Genomic DNA, 24,393 nt, shown 5'->3' with positions numbered 1-24,393 from the left:
GCTTTGTAGAGACCCAAACCATCTTTTTGGAGGAGGACAAGCAAGTGGAATACCGCATTGAGAGAGATACGTTAGGCGAAATGAAAGTACCAGCCGACAGGCTGTGGGGAGCTCAGACGCAGCGCAGCAAGGAGAACTTCCCGATTGGCAGTGAACATATGCCGATGGAAGTGATCCGTGCTCTTGCCATTTTGAAAAAAAGTGCTGCGGCCAGTAACCATAAATTAGGTAAATTATCTGCGGCTAAGTCCGATGCTATTGCTTATGCAGCAGACGAGATTATTGCAGGCCGAATTGATGACCATTTCCCATTGGTAGTATGGCAGACTGGTAGCGGAACACAATCCAATATGAACGTGAACGAAGTGATTGCGAATCTGGGGAACCAACTGCTGGAGCAAAAGGGCAAGGAAGAGCGTCTGCATCCGAATGATGACGTGAACATGTCCCAAAGCTCTAACGACACATTCCCAACGGCTCTTCATGTCGCAGGTGTTCTGGCTGTTGAGGATCAACTCTTGCCGGCCATTGCGGTATTAAAAGCTACTTTTGCAGACAAGTCGGAGGCATTCAAGGATATTATCAAGATTGGACGTACCCACCTCCAGGATGCAACACCAATTACGCTTGGTCAGGAGATCAGTGGTTGGGAAGCCATGCTTGGCAAGAGTGAGCGTATGATCCGTGAAAGTGTACAGTATCTGAAGGAGCTTGCAATCGGCGGTACAGCTGTCGGAACGGGCATTAATGCGCATCCGGACTTTGGGGACTTCACTGCCAAGGAGATTGGCAAACATACGGGGAAAGATTTTGTATCTGCACCAAACAAATTCCACGCACTTACAAGTCATGATGAAGTTGTGTATGCGCACGGTGCGGTTAAAGCGCTTGCAGCTGATTTGATGAAAATTGCCAATGATGTCCGCTGGTTGGCCAGTGGTCCTCGTAGTGGATTGGGCGAGATCCGTATTCCGGAGAATGAGCCAGGCAGCTCCATTATGCCAGGTAAAGTCAACCCAACTCAGAGCGAGGCCATTACTATGGTGGTTACGCAGGTCATGGGTAATGATGCAGCGATTGGTTTCGCGGCAAGTCAGGGTAATTTTGAACTGAATGTATTCAAACCGGTTATTATCTATAACTTCTTACAATCCGTGCAACTCCTGGCAGACTCCATTATTGCGTTTAATGACAAGTGTGCCGTAGGCATCGAGCCTAACCTGGATCAGATTGAACATAATCTGAACAATTCACTCATGCTGGTTACAGCGCTCAATCCGCATATTGGTTATGAGAATGCAGCCAAAATTGCGAAGCTTGCACATAAAGAAGGCTTGTCTTTGAAACAGGCGACGTTACAAACGGGTCTGCTTACCGAAGAGCAATTTGATCAATATGTCGATCCAGCCAAAATGATCGCTCCAAAGGCCTAAAATAAGCTAAAATGAGTAATATAGATCAATGATGAGGACGACCTGCAGAAGCAGGTCGTTTTTCTTATGCTTATCGATGAACTTAAAGCTTGTCAGACTATACGTATACATATAAACTACATATGCACCAGTTTTAATTTAATTGAATGGGATTCGTATATATTTGGAGGTTTCCGCGTTGTCAAAAACGAGAAGATTTACGATACGCTCCAAAATTTTATTGGGCTATCTTGTGGTTGTGCTTTTGTTTGGAGCTGTTCTGCTAGTGCTTACGGCCCAAATTAATGTGTTACAGAAGGAAAATGATTTTATCTCCCATCATGATCTGGAAGTACATAATCTGACCAACGCGATTGAAAAAAATGTCTTGAACATGGAGACAGGACAGCGTGGATTCATGATTACAGGCAATGAAAGTTACTTGGAGCCTTACTCCCAAGGCCTATCCCAGTGGAGTTCCAACTATGATCAGTTGAATGCTCTCATTAGCGATAATCCTTCACAACAGCAGAGTCTGCAAAACATCAAAGCTCATATTACACGCTGGATTGAGATTGCTGGGGAGCCGTCGGTGGACTTGAAAAAGCAAGGGGATCAAGCGAAAGTTGTTGCATTCTTTCAATCTGATCCGGGTAAAACTGAAATTGATCTACTGCGCTCTCAACTTACAACCTTCCGTAACACAGAGATCTCTCTGACCGAGGCGAGGGTTACTGAACTTGCCAGACGCAGTTCCACACTACTGACGATTATGTACACGCTGTGGGGTATTATTGCAGCATTATCCATTGCCGCTGCGATTGTGATATCAGGAAATATCGTCAAAACGTTGCGAGATGTTATGCAAACCATCAGTGATATCTCCAAAGGTGGAAACCTGAAGCAGAGGATCCAGGTTCGGACACATGATGAAGTGGGAGACCTGGGTCACGAAACCAACAAATTACTGGATGAAGTACAGGAACAGAATCGGGTCAAGGACCAGATCACAGGCATTGCCACACTCTTACAGAACCCGACCAATCTGGAGGGATTGTCCCGCTTGTTCCTGAACGAGCTTGCCAAGTTGTTTGAAGTTCCCTATAGCGTTTTATATTACTGGAAAGACAATCGACTGCTGCGCGTGGCTGCATATGCTGGGGATGGAGAGAAAGAACGTTCGCTCGGTAAAGTGTCGCTTGCCCCGGGTGAGGGGCTTGTAGGTCAAAGTGCTGTCGAGAAGCGAGTTCTACGCATGAATGATCTACCGCAGAACTATATCCGGATCTCTTCGGGGCTCGGGTATACATCTGCCACATCACTTACTGTAGTACCGATCCTGTTCGAAGGGCGAACGATTGCGGTAATCGAACTTGCTTCAATGAAGCCATTGCAAGAGAATGATATGAAGCTGATGCAAGAACTGACGGACATTTTTGGAGTTTCACTACACTCGACCGTCACTCGCATGGAATTACAGCAATTATATGATGAGTCACAAGTTCTGAATGAAGAATTACAGGCACAATCGGAGAAACTTCAGGCTCAGACCGAAGAGATGCTGTCTCAGACGGAAGAACTGCAAATGCAGACCGAAGAGCTTCATATGCTTAATGATCGCCTGGAAATACAGAAGAGTGCTGCTGAGACATCAGCCAATGAACTTGCAGTTGTGGCGGATCAGTTACGAACAAGCTCGGGATACAAATCCGAATTCTTGGCGAACATGTCTCATGAACTGCGGACACCGCTCAACAGCATGCTGATTTTATCCGAAATCTTGTCTGAAAATAAAAATCAACACTTGAATAGTGAAGAGCAGAACTATGCTTCGGTCATTCACAAGTCAGGTAAAGACCTGCTGAATCTGATCAATGATATTCTTGATCTATCCAAGGTAGAGGCCGGGCAGATGGAAGTGGATTTTGATGATGTTTATCTGAGCAGTCTGCCTGAAGTCATGAATCAATATTTCCTGAAAACAGCTGAGCAGAAAAAAATAGATTTCCGAATTCAGCTCCAAAGTCCTTTACCGGAAACCATCGTGACTGACGAGATGAGAATGCATCAGATTCTCCGAAATCTGCTCTCGAACGCATTCAAGTTCACCAGTGAGGGTGAAGTTGCCTTAACGATCTCCAGAATGAGTCTGGCTCATCCTGAGGTGAAAGACCAAGAGACCGACGTGATTGCTTTCTCCGTCAGTGACACAGGGATTGGCATAGCGGAAAACAAACTTCTCCAGATCTTTGATGCATTCAAACAGGCGGATGGGGCTACGGCACGTAAATATGGCGGAACAGGGCTTGGCCTGTCGATCTCTCAATCGCTTGCAACTTTGCTGGGGGGGTCAATCTCGGCAACAAGTCGTGAAGGACATGGCAGTGTGTTCACTCTGTTCCTGCCATTGCGAAGAGATGAACCTGAGACTATGAATGTATCGCGGTTGTTCTTGAATGAGGTGGCTAGCACTGCACCTGAGATTAATAAGCTTCCTTCAATGACTTCCGAACAATCGGATATTTTATTGACACCTCTGGAAGAGTCTTTGCTTAGTGGTCGGCAAGTGCTTGTCGTTGATGATGATATACGAAATGTATATGCGCTGGCTAACGCTCTCGAACAATACGGCATGAATGTCATATCAGCCCAGAATGGGTATGAATGTCTGGAATTGTTGGAGCGTGGAGGAGTCAAGCCTGATATCATCATGATGGATATTATGATGCCGGAACTGGATGGTTATGAGACGACTCGCCAGATCCGTGAACGGCTTGGCATGACCCAGCTTCCGATTATTGCACTGACAGCCAAGGCCATGAAAGAGGATCGGGAGAAATGTATTGCAGCAGGAGCTTCGGACTATCTCAGCAAACCGCTGAATATCAAAGATGTGTTATCCCGTATGAAATTATGGATGAATCACGAAACCATGGAAATCTGATCTAAAAACCTATGCCAATTACAGGGAAGTGCGCTGTAATTAGGTCATAGGTTTTATTTTTTTGCCGTGTAAGCTTTATTCAGAAAAATGATGTTATAATACTTAACAACAAATAAAAGTTAAACGACTGAATATGGATTTAATTCGAAAAATAATGCGAAATTTAGTTATAGTAATAAGAATGACATAATATCGTGTTATATATATGGGAGGTAGTGTCCATGCAACTTACGGTTAAAGAGGCTTTACAGGTATACCCGTTGTCAGAGGCTAAACTGGTTGCGGGTGGAGAAGGGACTTCACGGATGATGAAATCCGTTAATGTCATGGACGCTCCTGATATCGCGGATTGGATCAAATCCGGAGAAATGTTGTTCACTACCGCTTTTATTATGAAAGACAGTGAAACAGATGCACTGCGTTTGATGCGACGCTTGAATGAACGTGGCTGTGCAGGACTAGGCATCAAGCTGGGACGTTTCTGGCAGTCCATTCCCCAGGGTATTGTCGAGGAAGCCGATCGACTTCGTTTACCATTACTTGAACTTCCTTTTCAATTCACCTTCTCGGACCAGATGAATGCCTTGTTCAAGGCTGAACATGAACGTAGTAACCGATTGCTGCATGAGGTCGTGCAGAAGCAGAAGAAATTAATGCAGTTTGCACTGCAACAGCAGCCACACCGGAATGTGTTTGCCGAACTTGCCACAGTGTTGAACTATCCGCTTGCCGTTATTGGTTCTCGTGGGCATGTGCTCTATGGCAGTGAAGGCATTGCGGGAGATGCGGTAACACAGGGCTGGCCTTGGAAATCCGTCATGCACCGAGTGAAATGGAATCAAGGAAGCTGTCACCGCGTACCCATCAAGCAAAATGATGAAGAATACGGATCGTTGCTTGTGTTTACCGATTCAGCCCTATCGCTTCGAGCAGAAGAAGAGCTGTTCCAGCAGGCTGCCGATGTACTGGCATTTTATATGGATATGACTTATCGTGAGCATATTAATCCGACCGTGCAAGATGAGATGCGTACACTGCTTTCACAGTATCTGGATAACAAAATGACTGTTCAGGAATTGACCACCTTGAGTGAAAACAAAGGAATCCATCTGTTCCAGGGAACCTATCAGTGCGTGTTGATCACGCTTGAGCCGACTCTGTTTGCCGAGGGTAAGCTGCTTAAACAGATTCATCGTGAGTTGCAATACAATCCGCTGATGCAATTCACGGCCTCACAGCATTTTCAGATTGAAGATGGCATTCTGTCCATCTATACCTGTCCAACAGGGCGAGATTATGGAGAGGAACTGTCAGGTTTTCTGTTAAGCCGTTTCGGTGATGTTCTGGCAGCGCAAGAAGCAAAAGGGGCACCGGCTCCACGCTTCTGGATCAGCAAAATGAAACATGAACCCAAATCGCTCCGTGAAGCATACCAGGAGTGTCTGGATACACGACAACTGGCTCGTCGATTCGGCATGAAAGACCGTGCGTTGCAATTTGAAATGCTTGAATTTGCCTATGTGTTCCAACACGTACCGGATAACATCATGGAGAACTACTGCAATAAAGTACTCGAACCACTACTTGCTAGGGACGGTGATCCCAATCAGGTGCTGATGAATACATTAGAGTCCTTTATAGAAAATGATGGACTGATCAATGAAGCTGCCAAACAGCTGTTTGTGCATCGCAACACGGTCACTTATCGGATGGAGAAAGTTGGCAGCTTGCTGCAAATGGACTTTAAGAAAACGAATGATCTGCTTAAATTAAAGCTGGTATTCACCTTCCGCAAGTTTGTACGGGACAAAGCAGCTGCAAGACCGCACAATGTTCAACTTTAGACCGCACATTGTGCGACATGACAATGCTACCGGGTCAGACCCCCAAGAACCGCATTCCCTTGATGGAGTGCGGTTCTTTCATGTTTAAGGACCACAAAAGCTGATCTTCCCGTGCACAGCAAACAAATCACAACTCTGATGTTATGTTATATTACAAAATTGCGTAAATATTGTTGTCGCGACATTGAACGACACTTAGAATGAAGAACAATAATCCACAACAGACCGGAGGTTTTAACATGAGCGACTTAACTAAACTTGTTAACAACTGGTCTATCACACAGTTTGTGCATACGTTTGGCGGCTTATTTGAGGAATCACCATGGGTGGCTGAGCGGGCCGGGCTTTTAAGACCTTTCAATTCATTTGAACAAATGATGAAAGTGATGAAAAACGTGGTTCAGGCATCGGATGACCAGGTGAAGTTACAGTTACTTCGAAATCACCCGGATCTTGGAGCGCGAATCAGCATGAGCAGCAACTCCGTTCAGGAGCAGGCTGGTGCAGGACTTGATTCCCTCTCACAAGAGCAATACAACGAACTTCAACAATTAAACAAAGCATATACAAGCCAATTTGGCTTTCCTTTCATATTGGCCGTTAAAGGCCATACCGCAAGCTCCATCCTTGAATCCATGAGGCAACGTCATCGCCGAGGCAGGGAAGAAGAATTCGAGACTGCATTGAAGGAAGTCTTCAAAATTGCAGGTATTCGTTTGGAGCAGTGGCTTGCACAGATCGGTCATGAACATGAGTTCGTGAGCAAGCCAGCCGCAGTGCAGCAGCGGACCATGTATTACGGCAAAGGGGATGTGTGGATGTACCGTTCCTACGCCAAACCGTTAACGGGTATACAGTCCATCCCGGAATCTCCGTTCATGGGACGCAGCAATATTCTGTTTGGATTGAACATCAAGGTGGCTGTGCAGGGGGGTGAATTCTTGCCATCTTTTGCAGAAGGGGATAATTCGCTGGTGGTCGCAACCGATTCAATGAAAAATTTTATTCTCAAACATGCAGCGGATTACACAGGGGCAACGGTGGAAGGATTTCTTGCGCTGGTGAGTCGGCGTTTCCTGGAGACGTATCCGCAGATGAGCAAGGTTCAGATGACAGCGGACCAGATTCCTTTTGAAGATATACCCATTGGATTAGAAGGGAATTATCGACCGAGTGCGCTCGTATTTCGTTATTCGCAGAATGATCGTGCGACAGCTGCCGTGGAAGCGGAACGAACAGGAGACTCGATTGAACTCAGCAACCATTTCAGTGGTGTAGCCGATCTGAGACTGATCAAGGTCAAAGGCAGTGAATTTGCCGGATTTATGCAGGATGAATATACCACTCTTCCAGAGACATGGGATCGACCGTTATTTATTTTCCTGAACATCAATTGGCGTTATGAAGATCCGAGAGATGGTATGGATGATCAGCGTGGACGGTATGTGGCGGCGGAACAGGTTAGAGACTTGGCTGCTGCGGTATTTCATGAGTGTCGATCCGCTTCCATTCAACATCTGATCTACCAGATTGGACGAAGGTTGTTAAGTCGATTTGAGCAACTGAGTGAGGTTTCATTTGAATCCAACAATCGGACGTGGGAGACAGTGCTGGAGGAAGTGCAAGAGGGAGAAGGCAAAGTATTTACCGAGCCGAGGCCACCATATGGATTCCAGGGTTTCTCGATGACAAGGGATGATCTGGGAACAGACGGCCGTGACTCTGGGAAAGCAGGTGACGTCTAATGTCGATGTCTGAAGGACGAATTACAACACATGTGCTGGATACATCCAAAGGCGTGCCTGCTGCGGGTGTTCGGATCGAACTGTATACCCTGAAGAGGGATGGAGAACAGGAAAGCAAGACAAAAGTGGCTGAATCGGTGACCAATGCGGATGGGCGTTTGGATGCACCGTTGCTGGATGGAGGCAAGTTGGAGCCGGCGATATATGAGCTTCAATTCTATGTCGAGAGTTATTACGCACAGCGTTCGTTGGAGGAGCTGGGGCAGGCATTATGGACGATTGTTCCGATTCGTTTTGCCGTATCTGATGCCTTAAGCCATTACCATATTCCATTATTGATTGCTCCAGGAGGTTACAGTACATACCGGGGAAGCTGAATATGCACACATCCGGTTCTGATTCAGGGGGGGGAGGGTCATCCACATGACAACATTTGATACCATCATCCGGGGGGCCCGGGTGGTGCTGAGAGATCGGGTAGAACAACTGGATATTGGCATTACGGGTGAGAAAATAACGGAACTGTCCAAGCGGCTGACTGCTGGTGAAGCGACTTGCATCATAGAAGCTGAGGGGCTTACAGTGATGCCGGGTGTCGTGGACATTCATGTACACTTCAATGAACCTGGACTCGCCAGTTGGGAGGGATTCCGATCGGGTTCGGCAGCCCTTGCCGCAGGGGGAATCACCACCTATGTCGATATGCCACTTAACGGCGTACCGCCAACCACAAGGCCGGAAGCATGGGAAATGAAAATGAAAGCAGCGGCAGACCAATCGTATGTTGATTATGCGTTCTGGGGAGGCTTGGTTCCCGGCAACCGTGAGGAACTTGCTCCACTGTCACAGCTGGGTGCTGCCGGATTCAAGGCATTTATGTCCGAGCCGGGAGGCGAAGGGGAAGATATCTTTGCCAGAGCCGATGATCATACGCTATTGGACGGAATGCATGAACTTGCAACATTAAAACGTGTGCTGGCACTTCATGCAGAGGACGAAGGCATCGTTGCCGAACTCGGCGCGAAAAGCATTGCTAAGGGAAAGACGGAACCGATGGACTATGTCCAGTCCCGTCCTGTGGAAGCCGAAGTCGTCGCGGTTGCGCGAGCGTTGAAATACGGTGAACAGACTGAGTGTGCGCTGCATTTTGTGCATATTAGTACCCGGGAAGCCCTGGATCTAATTGCAGATGCAAAACGGCGTGGGCAGGATGTGACTTCGGAGACATGCCCTCATTATCTGACGCTGACCGATCAGGATGTTGTCCGATTGGGTGCTATAGCGAAATGCGCTCCACCTCTTCGCAGCTCTTCCGAGCAGGAGCGGTTGTGGGATGCACTGACTTCGGGATTGATTGATGTTATTGCCTCAGATCATTCTCCATGTCCGCCATCCATGAAACAATCTGATAACTTCTTTGAAATCTGGGGCGGCATATCCGGTGCACAAAGCACACTGCTAATCATGCTGGAGGATGGACATCTTCAGCGAAATATCGACCTCCCGTTGCTCGGAAGAGTTCTCTCCCTGCAACCTGCCAGAAGGCTTGGTCTGGAGAGTAAAGGGGAGATTGCCATTGGCAAAGATGCAGATCTGGTCCTGATTGACTGGGAGAAGAGCACAATCCTGAACATGGAGAATCTTCTCTATACGCATAAACAGAGTCCTTATGTGGGACGTACATTTAAGTGTCAGATTGCAGACGTATTTTGCCGTGGTCAGCGCGTTTACAACTCGGAATCCGGGTTATCTCCCGTGCCTATCGGGCAACACATTGCGGCTTACTCTGCTAGTCCCATTGAAGCGGGAACGGAGGAGACGTCATGAATGAGTCTGGAGTATATCGGTCATCCGGTACAAATAACGCACCTCTTACTTTGCCAGATGTGGAACAGGTGGAGCTGCAAGCCATGCTTGACTGGCTGTCGACCTATGGTGCGGATGCACAGGGCGGCGTCACACGACTGTTGTATGACTCGGCTTGGTGTGAAGCACAAGGTGCTCTTGCTGCCAAAATGCAGGAGAAAGGGCTGTCTCCCGAGTTCGACCAGTCCGGTAATCTGTATGGCACACTCAAGAGTGAGGGTAAGGAATCAGCGAATGGTGCTGAAGAATTACCGATAGTCACCGGATCACATATTGATACTGTGGTGTATGGCGGCAAATATGATGGTGCTTACGGTGTGGTGGCGGGTGTCCTTGCTTTGGAGTATTTGCAGAAGCATTTTGGAGCACCGAAGCGAACACTTCAAGTGGTATCCCTATGTGAGGAAGAGGGAAGCCGATTCCCTTTTGCGTATTGGGGTTCACGCAGTATAACAGGAATGACAGCTCTCCAAGACGTAGAGCAGTTGAAGGATCAAGACGGCGTTACATTTGCACAAACGATCCGGGATGCGGGTTTTGGACCTGATAGTGCATATAGACCTGCCGCGAAAAATTACGGTGCCTTTATTGAGCTTCACATTGAGCAAGGTCAGGTTCTGGAACGTCTCGGACATTCGATTGGAGTTGTATCCGACATTGTAGGTCAGAAGCGGTTCAGTATTACCGTAAGTGGTGAAGCAAATCACGCGGGAACGACGCCGATGTCCTGGCGCAAAGACGCACTTGCCGGAGCAGCCGAGATGATTACTGCAGTAAGAAATATCGCATTGGAAGCAGGAGAACCGCTGGTAGCCACGGTTGGGCGAATCACAGCCGATCCAGGTGTTGGGAATGTAGTTGCAGCACGGGCGGTGTTTTCATTGGATATCCGCCATATCCGGCAGGAGAGTATTGATCGCTGCTGGCAGGATATGCTTCGGGCTTTTAGTCGAATCGCAGCCGAGCAGCAGCTCGGACTGGACTGGGAAGAACATCTGTCGGTGACGCCCATTCCTATGAATGCAGAAATGATCTCAGACATTCAGGATACCTGTGAGCAGGAGCAGTTGTCCTATTGGCTGATGCCAAGCGGCGCGGGACATGATTCGCAGATTTTTCAGCCAGCTTGTCCAACAGCCATGATATTTGTGCCAAGTCAGGACGGTATCAGTCATAATCCACTTGAATATACAGCTGAGGCAGACCTGATGCACGGTTTTCGAGTTCTGGTCCGGCTACTCTATAAATACGGTTACGGGAGTTGAATGAAGATGTCCACCTATAAAGAGTTATCTCCGTCCTTGCGGACCATTATGACCCCGGGGCCGGTTGAAGTTGATCCACGTGTTCTTAGAGCATTATCCTTTCCGATCCTGGGTCAGTTTGACCCGGAGTTCACATCCTTAATGAACGAGACGATGGCGATGCTGCGTGAGTTATATATGACAGATAACGAGTGGTGTTATCCAGTCGATGGTACATCCCGTTCAGGCATTGAAGCTGTGTTGGTTAGTCTGATCCAGCCCGGTGACAAAGTTCTTGTTCCGATCTACGGACGATTTGGACATCTGCTGGTTGAGATCTCGGAACGCTGCGGTGCAGAGGTTGTCTTTTTTGAAACAGAATGGGGAACGGTATTTGATCCCGAAGAGGTGATCAAGGCGATCCATACCCATAAACCAAGTCTGGTTGCGATGGTTCACGGTGAGACTTCCACCGGACAGATGCAGCCCCTTGCCGAGATTGGCAAAGCCTGTCGCGACCTTGATATCTTACTCGTCGTGGATGCTGTAGCAACCATTGGCGGGACTCCGGTGGAGACGGATGCCTGGCATCTGGATGCGGTGATGGGTGGCACGCAGAAATGCCTGTCCGTTCCTTCAGGGATGGCACCTCTCACGTACAACAGTCGTGTGGAACAGAAACTGATGAGCCGCAAAACAGTTGAACGCGGACTGCGAGATGCAACCAGTGCGCGGGCAGAAGGCCGCACTATTGCCAGCAATTATTTTGACCTGAGCCAGTTGCAGGATTACTGGAGTTCAGCGCGGTTGAACCACCATACGGAGGCCACCTCCATGCTCTATGGTCTTCACGAAGGATTACGTATTCTGCTGCAAGAAGGATTGGAGGCCAGGTTCCAGAGACATCTGGTGAATGAACGTGCGTTGGTCGCTGGAATTCAGGGAATGGGATTGCAGTTGTATGGGGATATGTCCAGTAAACTTCCGGTGGTTACTTGTATCACAATTCCGGAGGGGATTGATGGTGAGTCGGTGCGCAGCATGTTGCTGGACGATTTCAGCATTGAGATTGCCAGTTCATTCGGACCGTTGAAAGGACAAATCTGGCGGATCGGTACAATGGGATTCAGCTGCCAACGCAAAAACGTACTTCATGTGCTGGGAGCGCTGGAAGCTGTTCTTCTCCGTCATCGTCACGTGTTACCAGCCGGTGAAGCGGTGCAGGCAGCGATGGATGTGTATGCAGGGAAGGAGGGCGCCTTATGTTAAACCAAATGCCAATCTCCAGAGAGGTGATGGTCACCACTCCTCATTATCTGGCGAGTGCAGTAGGAAGCTCAATCCTCCAGCAAGGCGGGAATGCTTATGACGCTGCTGTTGCGGTCAGTGCAGCACTGGGTGTGGTATATCCGCATATGACCGGACTTGGAGGGGATGCCTTCTTCCTGATTCATGACGGAGCCAGCGGTGAGATTACCGCCTATAACGGAAGTGGTCGCTCAGCAGCAGGCATTCATGCGGAGACGTTCAAAGCGATGGGCATGAATGCCATCCCTCAGCGCGGTGTGCTTAGTGCCATCACGGTTCCGGGAATGGTGGATGCCTGGTGGGAAGTCTGGTCCCGATACGGTAAGTTACCGTGGGAGCAACTGCTTGAACCTGCCGCGCAGTATGCGGAAAAAGGATGCCCTGTATCCCGAAATCTCCGCCTGTGGATGGAAAGGGATGAAGATTTCATTATGGGGCATACACCGCTGCGAGCGGTATTTGCCCCTTCGGGTACACTTTTACAGGAAGGCGAGCTGCTGATCCAGTATGAACTCGCTAACTCCATTCGTCTGATTCAGACGGGAGGGCGAGATGCTTTTTATACAGGGGAGCTTGCGGATCGTCTAACTTCGGCTATTCGTGAGGATGGGGGCATGCTTGCACCAGCAGACTTTGCAGGGCATCGGGGCGAGTGGGTGAAACCGGTTAGTACGGGGTATCGTGGCTATGAAGTTCATCAGATGCCGCCCAACTCGCAGGGATTCTCCATGCTGATGATGTTAAATATGCTGGAGCATACGGATCTGTCCTCGGTTGCACGTACTTCACCGGAATTCTATCATCTGATGGCGGAAGTGGTGAAAAAGGCGTTTCGTGATCGTGACCAGTATCTGACGGACCCGGATTTCAGGGACATTCCGCTGGAACATCTGTTATCCAAGGGTTACGGAGACCAATTGTGGAATGAGATTCAATCTGCTCCACCTGTGGCCCAGCCGTTTTTGTCCAAAACGATAGGCCAGGACACGGCGTATGCAGCGGTTGTTGATAGCGAAGGCAATGCCGTTTCCTTCATTCAGAGCCTGTATTTTGACTTTGGTGCAGCGTATGTTCCGGGGGATACGGGGGTTATCATGCAGAACCGGGGGTCGTTTTTCTCCTTAGATCCGAGGGATGCCAACGTACTGGAACCGAATAAACGCTCATTCCACACTCTCATGCCGGGCCTTGTTACACGAGATGGTAAACCATATATGCTCGTGGGAACACAGGGAGGAGAAGGCCAGCCGCAGACACAATTATCGGTGCTTACCGGAGTGCTAGATTACGGGCTGAACATTCAGGAAGCGATCAGCCTGCCGCGTTGGGTGTACGGACGTACCTGGGGTGAAGAAGGTGATACGATGCGTGTGGAGAACCGATATCATGATGACGTATGTGCAACCCTTGCCCAGTGGGGACACAACGTTGAAGCCAGAGCCCCGTGGGATGGGATTATGGGACAGTCGCAAGGCATTGTCATTCGTGAGGACGGCATGATTAGCGGCGCGGCAGATCCGAGAGGCGATGGCATGGCTATTGGGTGGTAACAGCTATAAGAACACTTATAAACTCAACTAGATATTTACACGATAACAGCGGTCGGAAGGTTAGTCTGTAATCGGCGTGCAGGTGTAAATAGGTATGAGTTGAACGATATAGACAGACACAGATAGGGGAGATTGGCATGGGAACGATCCTGCTGAAAGGCGCACAGCTTGTGACGATGAATGCAGAAGAGGAAGTGTTCATTGGAGATCTGTTAATCGAGGATAACAAAATTAAGGAGATTGCAGATCACATTGACGTTCAGGCTGACCAAATCATTGATGCTCGCGGCAAAGTGTTGTTGCCAGGCTTCATCCAGACGCACATTCATCTGTGTCAGACCTTATTCCGTGGACGTGCGGACGATCTGGAACTGATGGATTGGCTCCGTCAACGTATCTGGCCGCTGGAAGCAGCACATGACGAGGAGTCCGTCTATTATTCTGCAATGCTCGGATTGGGCGAATTGATCTCCAGCGGAACCACGACCATTCTGGACATGGAGACGGTACATCACACGGACTCGGCGTTTCAGGCGATGGCACAGAGCGGCATCCGGGTCATCTCTGGCAAGGTGATGATGGATCATGGGGACGAGGTTCCGGAACCCCTGCGTGAGGATACAGCAACTTCGCTGCAACAGAGTGTGGATCTGCTGGAGAAATGGAACGGGTTTGGCGGAGGTCGCATTCAATATGCTTTCTGCCCACGCTTCGTTGTATCGTGTACCGAAGAATTGCTGGTAGAGGTGCGCGACTTATCTAATAAATATCATGTCAAAGTCCACACCCATGCCTCCGAGAATCGTGGAGAGATCGAACTGGTAGAACACGAACGCGGAATGCGCAACATTGTATACCTTGATCATATCGGTCTGGCTACCCCAAGATTGGTGCTGGCCCACTGTGTATGGCTAAGTGAGGAAGAGAAAGAGATCATTCGCAAACGTGGTGTCAAAGTCACTCACTGTCCAGGATCAAATATGAAACTTTCCTCTGGGGTAGCGGATATTCCAGATCTGCTTAATCGTCAGATCGCGGTTGGAATCGGGGCCGATGGTGCGGCGTGCAACAACAATCTGGATATGTTTCAGGAAATGCGCCTCACCGCTCTGATGCAGAAGATTCCTCATGGTCCAACGGTGATGGATGCCCGGACCGTATTGCGCATGGCTACCATGGGTGGTGCAGAGGTGCTCGGCTTGTCGAAGGAAATTGGCAGTCTCGAAGTGGGCAAAAAGGCAGATATGCTGCTGCTGGATCTCGATGATTTCCACACGTACCCTTCCTATGAGACAGATGTCTATTCTCGCGTGGTCTATTCGGCAACACGTAGCTGTGTGGACACCGTTATTATCGATGGCAGCATTGTACTCAAGAATCGTAAGATTCAGACGATTGATCGTGGCATTGTGCTGCGTGAGTCGGATAAAAGCATTGCGAGATTGATGAAGCGCATCTGATCGAAGGAAGCTTATGCGATTCCAGAAAGGATGGAGACCGATATGGAAATGCATGATCTGTGTGCAATCGCAGCCCGTGATACGCGCTGCGTGCTCGCAACAGCGATCAAGGTAGAGGGTCATGCTTACCGTAAGCAGGGAGTCTCTATGCTGTTGACTGAGGATGGGCAAATGTATGGCAGTATCAGTCCGGGATGCCTGGAGAGTGATCTTCAGGCCCGGGTAAGCCATGTGCTGGATACAATGCAAATGGAATTTGCGGAGTACGACATGCGTCCCGAGGATGATCTGTCCTGGGGTGAGACGGTTGGCTGCGGTGGACTTGTTGTTGTGCTGCTTGAACCTGTGTGTGGTGAACTCCGACATACGTTACAGAAGATGCATGAGTGTTTTCAATCCGGCGTTTCAACAGCGTTAACCCGAACGTTCCAAAATGATTACACAAGGGTTCAATATGGCTGGAGACGGATTGAACCAGCGGGTACCGGGCGCCAGCCAATCTTGCGTCCTTCGCTCGTCCCTCCTCATGATCGCGTGGCGGATTATAATCCAGCTTCATTGCAGGTTAATGTACAGCATAGCAGTGGAAATACCAAGCATGAACATACGGGATCAACACAACATTCTCCGGATATACCTCACCTTATGCTTGTACCTGAAGTGGTACCTGCTACGTCAAATGGATCTCAATCTTCCCATCTATCCGGTGATTCACAACATATCTCTGATGCTGAGGCTGAAATATCGACAAACGATACGGTTTCAACGAATCCCTGGGACCTTCCGCAACAACTCACTTCGCTGTACACACCTAAACCTCGCCTGATTATCATCGGAGCCGGGAATGATGTTATTCCTGTTGCCAGACTCGCCTGGTCTGCAGGATTCCGTGTAGTGGTAGCCGATTGGCGAGAGTCCTTGTGCACCTCGGACCGGTTCCCAGGAACCGAACTTGTGCTGGGTTTCCCACGTGAGATCATGCCTCTGTTAAACATAAACAACGGAGATTATCTGATTCTGATGAGTCACAATTTCCCCCGCGAACGTGAACTGTTGGAGATGTTAGTGGACTGTGAGTATGCGTATCTTGGCATCATGGGTTCCAAAACACGAACAGCCCGTCTGCTGGATGGCTTACCACCGTTGAAATATGTGCATTCTCCCGTTGGTTTGAGCATCGGAGCGGACGGTCCGGAACAGATCGCCATCAGCATTGCAGCGGAATTGATCGCATGTAAACATAAGGTTTCTTCCTTAAGTTCCGAGTTCGGGCAGAAGGGGAGCGTTGCACATGCGAATGACGGGCATAGTTCTGGCGGCAGGTAAGAGTTGTCGCCTTGGTCGAGATAAACTCTCAGTTGTCATGCCAGACGGCAGGTCACTGGCTGCATGGTCACTGGAAGCTGCACTGAATTCGGAGCTGGATCAAGTGATCTGTGTAGTCAAACCGGAAGATTCATTGGCATGGCTGCCTATAAAATGGGTTGATTCAGCCGCATATGCTAATCATGCCACAGCACGACTTCGAATTGTGGCCTGTGCTGACTATGCTTGCGGTATGGCCAATTCTCTTCATTCTGGCGTATTGTCCGCCATGGAGTACAAACCGGAGGGCATTCTCATGTTACTGGGTGATCAGCCTTTGTTAAAAACGCAGGATATTAATCGGGTGACGACAGCACTGGCTACCCACAAACTGTGTGACTATGTCGCAGCTACCGACGGTGAGGGAGGCAAGCCGCCCGTTGCTTTTCGCTCCCACATGTTCGGACCTCTGTTGTCTCTGCATGGAGATGAGGGGGCACGCAAGATTATGCGCAGCGCTAACTATTCGGGTGTACATGTACCCCTGTCTGAGACTAGTTTCTGGGATGCGGATACGGAACCGGAATTGGAACGCATTTTGAATCATGTATATGAATCGGAGCAGACAGACTCATGAACAGGAGAAGATGAAAAATTATGTTTAATTTAATGACATGAACAGGTCAGCCAGGCAGTCTGGTTGGCCTGTTTGTCTTCTTTTATCATGTGATGAAAGAGAGTCTGTGTTAGCTTTCGATAGATCATAATGCATCAAGCACAAATAGAACGCAGGTTTTATACATTTATCCAAAACGATGTAAAGGTAATTGACGTTGCTGCTGAACTCTCATATGATTTGAAGAATTATCTGGATCAGACGGTTGAATTTCCTGCCCAAGGAAGAGAGAGAAAGGGGATGCAGCGATGGTAACACCGGCATACGGTTCTGGAGCATTGCCATCGGTATGGCAGCCTGAGAACCTGCAAGAACTGCACACGTTGAGAAGTAGACTCAAGGGGATATGTTGTTTTACGGGAGGCGGAACATTGCTGCGAACTCAATGGGAGGGTGGCTTGGTTCCAGCGCCTGAACACATGATAAGCCTGGCTCGTATTCCTGAAATGAGCGGTATATCTATTCTTGGAGATGAGATTGTCATTGGAGCAATGACCCGATTAAAGGAATGTGCTGCACAAGCGTTGCTGCATCAACTGCCGATCTTGCAAGAAGCGGTGAATGCAATTGCGGCCCCTTCCATTCGTAATGTGGCAACCATTGGCGGGAATATTGTGTCCGGAGTAGGTGATACGCTGCCTGCTTTGCTTGTATATGATGCGAAGCTGCAGTGGTTGACGGATAGCGGAATCGAGACCCGCAGCGTGTCTTCCTGGCTTCAGGGTGGACGGGATGGCAGCCGTAATCCAGGGGATGTATTAATCTCGATTCATATCCCGATGAGACCGTCCTCTCTGCTTAATGTGGACAGTGGACATAGGTCTGCTGTACGAGAAGTTTCCTTTTACCGCAAGTTGGGTCGACGGGAGACGTTCAGTGCATCGCTGGTGACGGTTGCGTTGTATGGAGAGATTGATTCGGATAACCGCTGGACCAAGATTGCGATTGCTGCGGGCGGGGGTTCAGGCATGGCGATGCGACTTCTGGAGTCGGAACAACAGCTTCTTGGTAGCGAAGCTTCTGTCATGCAAGCGGCAACTCTTGCAGCTGCAGTGGCTAGCGAATTTACGACTTATGGTGATGCATTTGCAACAGAACATTATCGCAAGCAGACCGCAGCCAACATGCTTGGCGCCGGGCTATGGGAGGTACTTCACGAATAGATTGATGGAATCAAGCAAAGGGGGAGAGGGATCATGCTGCTGAATCGGAAACAGAGCGGGAAACGCTGGCACCTGCGGCCAGATGGGGCACCCAAAGTAACAGGCCAGCTTCATTATCTGACGGATATGACGCTACCTGACATGATTCATGGCAGAGTATTGCGAAGCGAATATCCTTATGCACGGATATTGTCTATAGATACTTCGGAAGCTGAGGCGTTGGAAGGTGTCTATGCAGTTCTGACCTCCAAAGATGTGCCTGGTCTGAATCGTTTTGGTATTGCGACCCCGGATCAGCCCGTGTTCTGCGAGGATATTGTACGTTATGTTGGTGACGCCATTGCAGCAGTTGCTGCGGATTCTCCGGAACTTGCGGCACTTGCGCTGGACGCGATTTGCGTAGAGTATGAGGAACTCACTCCGCTGAATAGTACAGACGCTGCGTTGGCTCCCGGCGCACCAGAGCTGCATGAGCACGGTCCAGGTAATGTGCTGCATCGCACGGAGATCAAACGTGGAGACGCAGAGCAAGCCTTTGCCACTTGTGATCATATCGTGACTGAGACGTATTATACGCCTCGCCAGATGCATGCGTATATGGAGACAGAAGGTGGCCTGTTTGTCCCGGATGAAGAGGGAAGGCTGAATGTATACGCGGCAACGCAACATGGCTATAAAGACCGGATGCAGCTTGCGCGCATTATTGGTTGTCCTGAAGAAGATATCCGGGTGGTGTCTTCACCGATTGGTGGTTCATTTGGGGGAAAAGATGAACTCAACGTACAGCCCTATGGTGCTTTACTGGCCTTGAGATGCGGGCGTCCTGTGAAAATGCATAATTCACGTAAAGAATCCGTACGTGCAGGGTTGAAACGGCACCCAATGAAGATTGAAATGCAAACTGGCATGAGTCGAGAAGGTATCATCAAAGCGCATCGTGTCCGCATTACAGCAGATACCGGCGCTTATGCCACACTGGGTGCACCGGTGCTGAACTTCTGTACTGAGCATTGCCTTGGACCCTATGCCATCCCTCATGTGGATGTGGAAGGTGTGTCTGTGTATACCAATAACGGGCTGTCAGGTGAGTTTCGCGGATTTGGCGGGAACCAGGCGATTTTTGCCATGGAAGGCCAGATGGATCGCCTTGCAGAAATCATGAACATGGACCCTTGGGAGTTCCGCAGACGTAATATGAGGGAAAAGAATGATCCCGGACCGCTGAATCAACGGATTCTGGTTACGGATGGACTATCCCAAGTGTGGGAGGCATTGGATCGCTCCGAACTGTGGCAAAAACATCAGCAACCCCCGACAGATCCTTCTTTGCCGCCATGGATCAAGCGTGGAGTCGGAGCAGCCATCGCCATGCACGGTGCAGGGCTGGGATACGGGATTCCGGACCCTGCGGGAGGCCGTCTGTCCCTGAATAACGAAGGCAAGATTGAGGTTGCGTTCAGCTACGAGGAATTTGGTCAGGGGCTTATTGCAACGCTGGAAATTATGTTATGTGATCTATTCCAATGCAGTACATCGGATCTCAGTATCATCATTGGAGATACGGATCGTGTGCCACACAGCGGATCAAGTACAGCTTCACGTTCAACAACGATGGCCTGGATGGCTCTTCAACGTTTGCAGACTCCATTTCGTTCCCGTGCTCTCACTGTTGCGTCTGAAATGTCGGGCATTCCGGCAGATGAACTGGTGACAGGGCCTGGTGGTATATGGCGTAAAGGCCAGCTTACTGCCGAAACTTCAGAAGTAGAATCAGAATCAGGCTTTATAGTTTCGTATGCTGAACTCGCGACGCAGGGCAAAGCCGCTGAATGGATTTTCGATACAAAGTTTGATTACCCAACTACGCCTGACAATGTGGTAGGCGGGCATTATTTGTATACGTATGCGGCGGTTGCGGCAGAGGTGGAAGTGAATACTTTGACCGGAGAAACCAAGCTGCTGGATACACGCCATGTTGTAGCGGCAGGCCCGGTGATCAACCCTATGGGCTTTATTGGACAGATTGAAGGCGGTAGTGTGATGGCGCTTGGATTCACGTTGACCGAGGATGCGGTCATGCAGGATAGCCGTTATGTAACCACTAATCTGGATACGTATCTGATCCCAACCATTCAGGATATTCATACCAATCTGGAGGTTGAAGCTATTGAAGACTTGCCCGAAGGTGATGCGTTTGGACCGAGGGGGATTGGTGAGATTGGTTCCGTAGCGCTTGCGCCAGCCATTACAGCCGCAATTCATCAGGCGACAGGTGTATGGGTTAACCGTCTTCCTGTATCGAGGGAACAACTGGTCAGACCTTTAAATGTACCTTTGCAGGAAGGAGTGAGTCCATCATGAGTAAACCACTTGAGAATCACTGGACAGCCGTTGTGAATGGCGAAGAGAAACATCTTGAGATCGCGCAAACGACCCGACTTGTCGATGTGCTTCGGAGTCATTTGCAACTAACGGGTACCAAAGTATCCTGCGAAGTCGGTCGCTGCGGTGCATGTATGGTTCTGATGGATGGAGAGCCCGTGAATTCTTGTCTTGTCATGGCTTATCAATGTGATGGAAGTGACATTACGACGATTGAAGGTCTGCACGGGGACGAGAAAGGCACTCTGCATCCGATTCAACAGGCTTTTGTGGAGGAAGGTGGCTTCCAGTGCGGCTACTGCACTCCGGGCATGGTGATCTCAACCAAGGCATTACTGGATGCACATCCTGAGCCTTCTCAAGAACAGATTGAAACGGGATTGTGTGGGAATCTGTGTCGTTGTACCGGCTACGGTGGCATTATTCGGGCGGTATGCAAGGCAGGGGAACGCTGTGTGGTAAAGGAAACGTCTGCCGAGGAAACCGTTAGTTGAGCCGGGACGCAGGACGTAGACAAAAAAACAAGGAGAATTGAAGAAACATTCATTGAAAAAGCATCCGATCCAGGAATGCTTTTTTTGTTTTTGTAGGTTTTCTGCCAAGTACATTCATCTAACGGGAGATGAAGTTTAGGCCCGAAACTGGTTAGATAATGAACCGTTTTCGAATTGTCTTCAATATTGGTGGGACGATGGACAAATGGCGTTCAAAGTACTGGTACAAAAGAATTTCAAACATTCTCATTCACCATATATTTACAAAAATTGATGCACATGCTATGTTTAAAATGAAAGCGCCATCATGAATGGGTTCATTGACATTTCATTATCATATTTCACTTGGGAAGGAAGATGGAATTGATGAAAAATTTGCTCAAAAAGGCAACCGCAATGATGCTGGCATTGGCCCTACTGATTGGATTAATGACAGCGCCCGTTCATGCAGACACACCATTGTTCACCATCGAAAGCGAAGATGCGCAGCTCACCCCGGATCTTCAAGTTGTTACTTCAATCTATGGGCAACCCAAGCCCGGATTCTCAGGTGCCGGATTTGTCTGGATGCAGAACTCTGGCACACTAACTTTTACAGTGACTGTCCCGGAAACCGGCATGTACGCAATCTCCACACGATATATGCAGGAACTCAGTGCAGATGGCAGGTCACAAAATTTAATCGTAAATGGTGTTACGAAAGGTGCGTACATGCTGCCTTACAGGACAACATGGTCAGACTTCGATTTTGGCTTTCACAAGTTGAATCAGGGTGCCAACACGATTGAGCTGAAGGCTGGCTGGGGCTTCGCGTATTTTGACACCTTCACAGTGGATCATGCGGATCTGGACCCCTTGAATGTACAACCAGTTCTGAGTGATCCTGAAGCTACACCGGAAACTCAAATTTTGATGAATTATTTAACGGAGGTATACGGAAACAATATTATTTCTGGTCAGCAAGAAATCTATGGAGGAGGGAATGACGGAGATACAGAGCTTGAATTCGAATGGATTCATGATCTGACCGGAAAGTATCCGGCAATCCGTGGCTTTGATCTGATGAATTATAATCCGTTGTATGGTTGGGAGGACGGTACAACTGATCGCATGATTGATTGGGTGAATAACCGTGAAGGTATTGCAACAGCTTCCTGGCATATCAATGTACCTCGTAATTTCAATACGTATGAGCTTGGGGACTTTGTGGATTGGAAAGAGGCTACTTACAAGCCAACCGAAACGAATTTTAATACAGCAAATGCGGTAATTCCCGGTACCAAAGAGTATCAATACGTGATGATGACCATCGAGGATCTGGCAGAACAATTACTGATTTTGCAAGACAACAACGTGCCGGTTCTGTTCCGTCCGTATCATGAAGCAGAAGGCAACGGTGGGCTGAACGGGGAAGGTGCATGGTTCTGGTGGGCTTCGGCAGGCGCAGAAGTGTACAAAGAGCTATGGGATCTGCTATATACCGAACTGACCGAGACGTATGGCTTGCATAATCTGATCTGGACTTACAACAGCTACGTATACAGTACTTCTCCTGCCTGGTATCCGGGCGATGATCAGGTAGATCTCGTCGGATATGATAAATACAATACGATCTACAACCGTTATGACGGCTTGTCCGGCGTACCGAATGAGGATGCAATTACCTCGATTTTCTATAAGCTTGTTGAGTTGACGAACGGTACGAAAATGGTAGCCATGACGGAGAACGACACGATTCCAAGTGTGAAAAATCTGACCGAGGAGAAATCAGGATGGCTGTACTTCTGTCCTTGGTATGGCGAGCATCTGATGAGTTCTGCTTTTAATTACCCGGCAACATTGAAAACGCTTTATCAAAGTGATTATGTCATTACGCTGGATGAGCTGCCAAATCTAAAGGTTAACAATCCCAATCCCAGTGCATCCATCACACCTGGAAACGTTGAATTTGACAAATACACACCCAATCAAAGTGAAAAAACCGTAACTGTGAATGCAAACGGCAATACGCTAACTGCTCTCCGGGCAGGCAACAATGCGTTGACCGCAACAACAGATTATACCTTGAACGGAAGCACATTGCTGCTGAAAAAAGCTTACCTGGCAACTCTGCCAGTTGGCGAGCATTCGATTGTTCTGGATTTTAATCAAGGTCAGGACCCTGTTTTAAAAGTTAAAATTGTGGATTCAACACCGAGTACGAATGCTTCGATTTCTCCTGTGAATGCAACATTTGATAAAGCGACGAATCCGGCGCAGGATATTAGCGTATCTCTCACCTTAAATGGCCGTCAGCTTACAAGCATCACGAAGGGGGATGTTACGCTTGTATCAGGTCAGAATTATACAGCGTCCAGCTCTGCTGTTGTTCTGAACAAATCCTATCTTGCCACGCTTCCGCTGGGCCAGAACGTGTTGACCTTTCATTTCAATGGAGGAAATAACGCTGTGTTAACGGTGAATGTGGCAGACAGCACGGTTACTGTGCCAGCAGGGGATTTGACGATTCAAGCTTTTAACGGCAATACAAGTGCATCCACCAACGGAATTTCACCCAAATTCAAATTGGTCAACTCAGGCAATTCGGCTATTCCGTTAAGTGATGTAAAACTCCGGTATTATTATACAATTGACGGGGAGGAAGCTCAGAGTTTCTGGTCCGACTGGGCCAGTATGGGCAGTGCGAATGTAACGAGCCAATTTGTTAAACTGGCGACTCCAGTTGCCGGAGCCGATCATTATCTTGAAGTGGGCTTTACAAGTGCGGCGGGATCACTGAATGCGGGCCAGAGCGCAGAGATTCAAACACGCTTTTCCAAAAACAATTGGACGAATTACACACAGACTAACGATTACTCGTTCAAGGCATCTGGCAGCCAGTTCGCAAACCATGATAAGGTTACCGGGTATGTGAACGGTCAGCTGGTATGGGGAATTGAGCCGTAAAGGTAGATAGCACGTTTAATGGGCTGGATCAGGGATTGAACCTCTGATCCAGCC

The 24,393-nt window shown here is 48.7% G+C and carries 17 protein-coding genes; all 17 read left to right on the top strand.

Annotated elements, in window-relative coordinates; genetic code table 11:
• Positions 1 to 44 precede the first annotated feature (44 nt).
• The 17 genes from fumC to MKY87_RS02610 all read left to right on the top strand — a co-directional run bounded on the left by fumC (position 45) and on the right by MKY87_RS02610 (position 24,339).
• A complete protein-coding gene (fumC, locus tag MKY87_RS02690) occupies positions 45 to 1,433 on the top strand; it encodes a class II fumarate hydratase (RefSeq protein WP_074095411.1) in 1,389 nt (462 codons plus the stop codon).
• A 178-nt stretch (positions 1,434 to 1,611) separates the two neighbouring features.
• A complete protein-coding gene (locus tag MKY87_RS02685; RefSeq protein WP_340962812.1) occupies positions 1,612 to 4,356 on the top strand; it encodes a CHASE3 domain-containing protein in 2,745 nt (914 codons plus the stop codon).
• 221 nt (positions 4,357 to 4,577) lie between these two features.
• Positions 4,578 to 6,200, top strand: a complete 1,623-nt coding sequence (locus MKY87_RS02680) for a PucR family transcriptional regulator (RefSeq protein WP_338587141.1) — start codon at positions 4,578 to 4,580, stop codon at positions 6,198 to 6,200.
• Positions 6,201 to 6,439: 239 nt separating this feature from the next.
• The gene (gene pucL / locus MKY87_RS02675) at positions 6,440 to 7,945 is read left to right on the top strand and encodes a factor-independent urate hydroxylase (protein WP_340962810.1); all 1,506 of its coding nucleotides are present in this window, start codon (positions 6,440 to 6,442) and stop codon (positions 7,943 to 7,945) included.
• Positions 7,945 to 8,322: a hydroxyisourate hydrolase gene (uraH, locus tag MKY87_RS02670; protein ID WP_339783357.1), complete on the top strand. Its 378-nt coding sequence runs from the start codon at positions 7,945 to 7,947 to the stop codon at positions 8,320 to 8,322. The genes pucL and uraH overlap by 1 nt, the downstream gene beginning before the upstream one ends.
• A 46-nt stretch (positions 8,323 to 8,368) precedes the next feature.
• Positions 8,369 to 9,772: an allantoinase AllB gene (gene allB, locus MKY87_RS02665; protein WP_340962808.1), complete on the top strand. Its 1,404-nt coding sequence runs from the start codon at positions 8,369 to 8,371 to the stop codon at positions 9,770 to 9,772.
• The gene (locus tag MKY87_RS02660; RefSeq protein ID WP_339783361.1) at positions 9,769 to 11,076 is read left to right on the top strand and encodes a M20 family metallo-hydrolase; all 1,308 of its coding nucleotides are present in this window, start codon (positions 9,769 to 9,771) and stop codon (positions 11,074 to 11,076) included. Before allB ends, MKY87_RS02660 begins: the two co-directional genes overlap by 4 nt.
• A gap of 6 nt (positions 11,077 to 11,082) precedes the next feature.
• A complete protein-coding gene (locus MKY87_RS02655) occupies positions 11,083 to 12,324 on the top strand; it encodes a pyridoxal-phosphate-dependent aminotransferase family protein (protein ID WP_340962806.1) in 1,242 nt (413 codons plus the stop codon).
• Positions 12,318 to 13,913: a gamma-glutamyltransferase gene (ggt, locus tag MKY87_RS02650; protein ID WP_340962805.1), complete on the top strand. Its 1,596-nt coding sequence runs from the start codon at positions 12,318 to 12,320 to the stop codon at positions 13,911 to 13,913. The genes MKY87_RS02655 and ggt overlap by 7 nt, the downstream gene beginning before the upstream one ends.
• A 137-nt stretch (positions 13,914 to 14,050) precedes the next feature.
• Positions 14,051 to 15,373, top strand: coding sequence for a 5'-deoxyadenosine deaminase (locus MKY87_RS02645; protein WP_338587130.1), 1,323 nt, complete (start codon positions 14,051 to 14,053; stop codon positions 15,371 to 15,373).
• Between the two features lie 42 nt (positions 15,374 to 15,415).
• Positions 15,416 to 16,699, top strand: a complete 1,284-nt coding sequence (locus tag MKY87_RS02640) for an XdhC family protein (protein WP_340962804.1) — start codon at positions 15,416 to 15,418, stop codon at positions 16,697 to 16,699.
• Positions 16,665 to 17,315 carry a nucleotidyltransferase family protein gene (locus MKY87_RS02635; protein WP_340962803.1) on the top strand — a complete coding sequence of 217 codons (651 nt, stop codon included), beginning with the start codon at positions 16,665 to 16,667 and terminating at the stop codon, positions 17,313 to 17,315. Before MKY87_RS02640 ends, MKY87_RS02635 begins: the two co-directional genes overlap by 35 nt.
• 129 nt (positions 17,316 to 17,444) lie before the next feature.
• Entirely contained in the window at positions 17,445 to 17,609 is a 165-nt protein-coding gene (locus tag MKY87_RS02630; RefSeq protein WP_340962802.1) for a hypothetical protein, read from the top strand.
• On the top strand, positions 17,603 to 18,517 hold the full coding sequence (locus MKY87_RS02625; protein WP_340962801.1) for an FAD binding domain-containing protein: 915 nt from the start codon (positions 17,603 to 17,605) through the stop codon (positions 18,515 to 18,517). The genes MKY87_RS02630 and MKY87_RS02625 overlap by 7 nt, the downstream gene beginning before the upstream one ends.
• A 33-nt stretch (positions 18,518 to 18,550) precedes the next feature.
• On the top strand, positions 18,551 to 20,878 hold the full coding sequence (pucD, locus tag MKY87_RS02620; RefSeq protein ID WP_340962800.1) for a xanthine dehydrogenase subunit D: 2,328 nt from the start codon (positions 18,551 to 18,553) through the stop codon (positions 20,876 to 20,878).
• Positions 20,875 to 21,393 carry a (2Fe-2S)-binding protein gene (locus MKY87_RS02615; protein ID WP_340962798.1) on the top strand — a complete coding sequence of 173 codons (519 nt, stop codon included), beginning with the start codon at positions 20,875 to 20,877 and terminating at the stop codon, positions 21,391 to 21,393. Before pucD ends, MKY87_RS02615 begins: the two co-directional genes overlap by 4 nt.
• A gap of 366 nt (positions 21,394 to 21,759) precedes the next feature.
• Entirely contained in the window at positions 21,760 to 24,339 is a 2,580-nt protein-coding gene (locus MKY87_RS02610; RefSeq protein WP_340967366.1) for a glycosyl hydrolase, read from the top strand.
• The last annotated feature ends 54 nt before the right edge of the window (positions 24,340 to 24,393 follow it).

Origin of the sequence: Paenibacillus sp. FSL R7-0198, from assembly GCF_038000415.1 — a bacterium.
Lineage (GTDB): Bacteria > Bacillota > Bacilli > Paenibacillales > Paenibacillaceae > Paenibacillus.
Note: the sequence above shows the minus strand (reverse complement) of the source record. Positions and strands in the feature narration are given on the sequence as shown.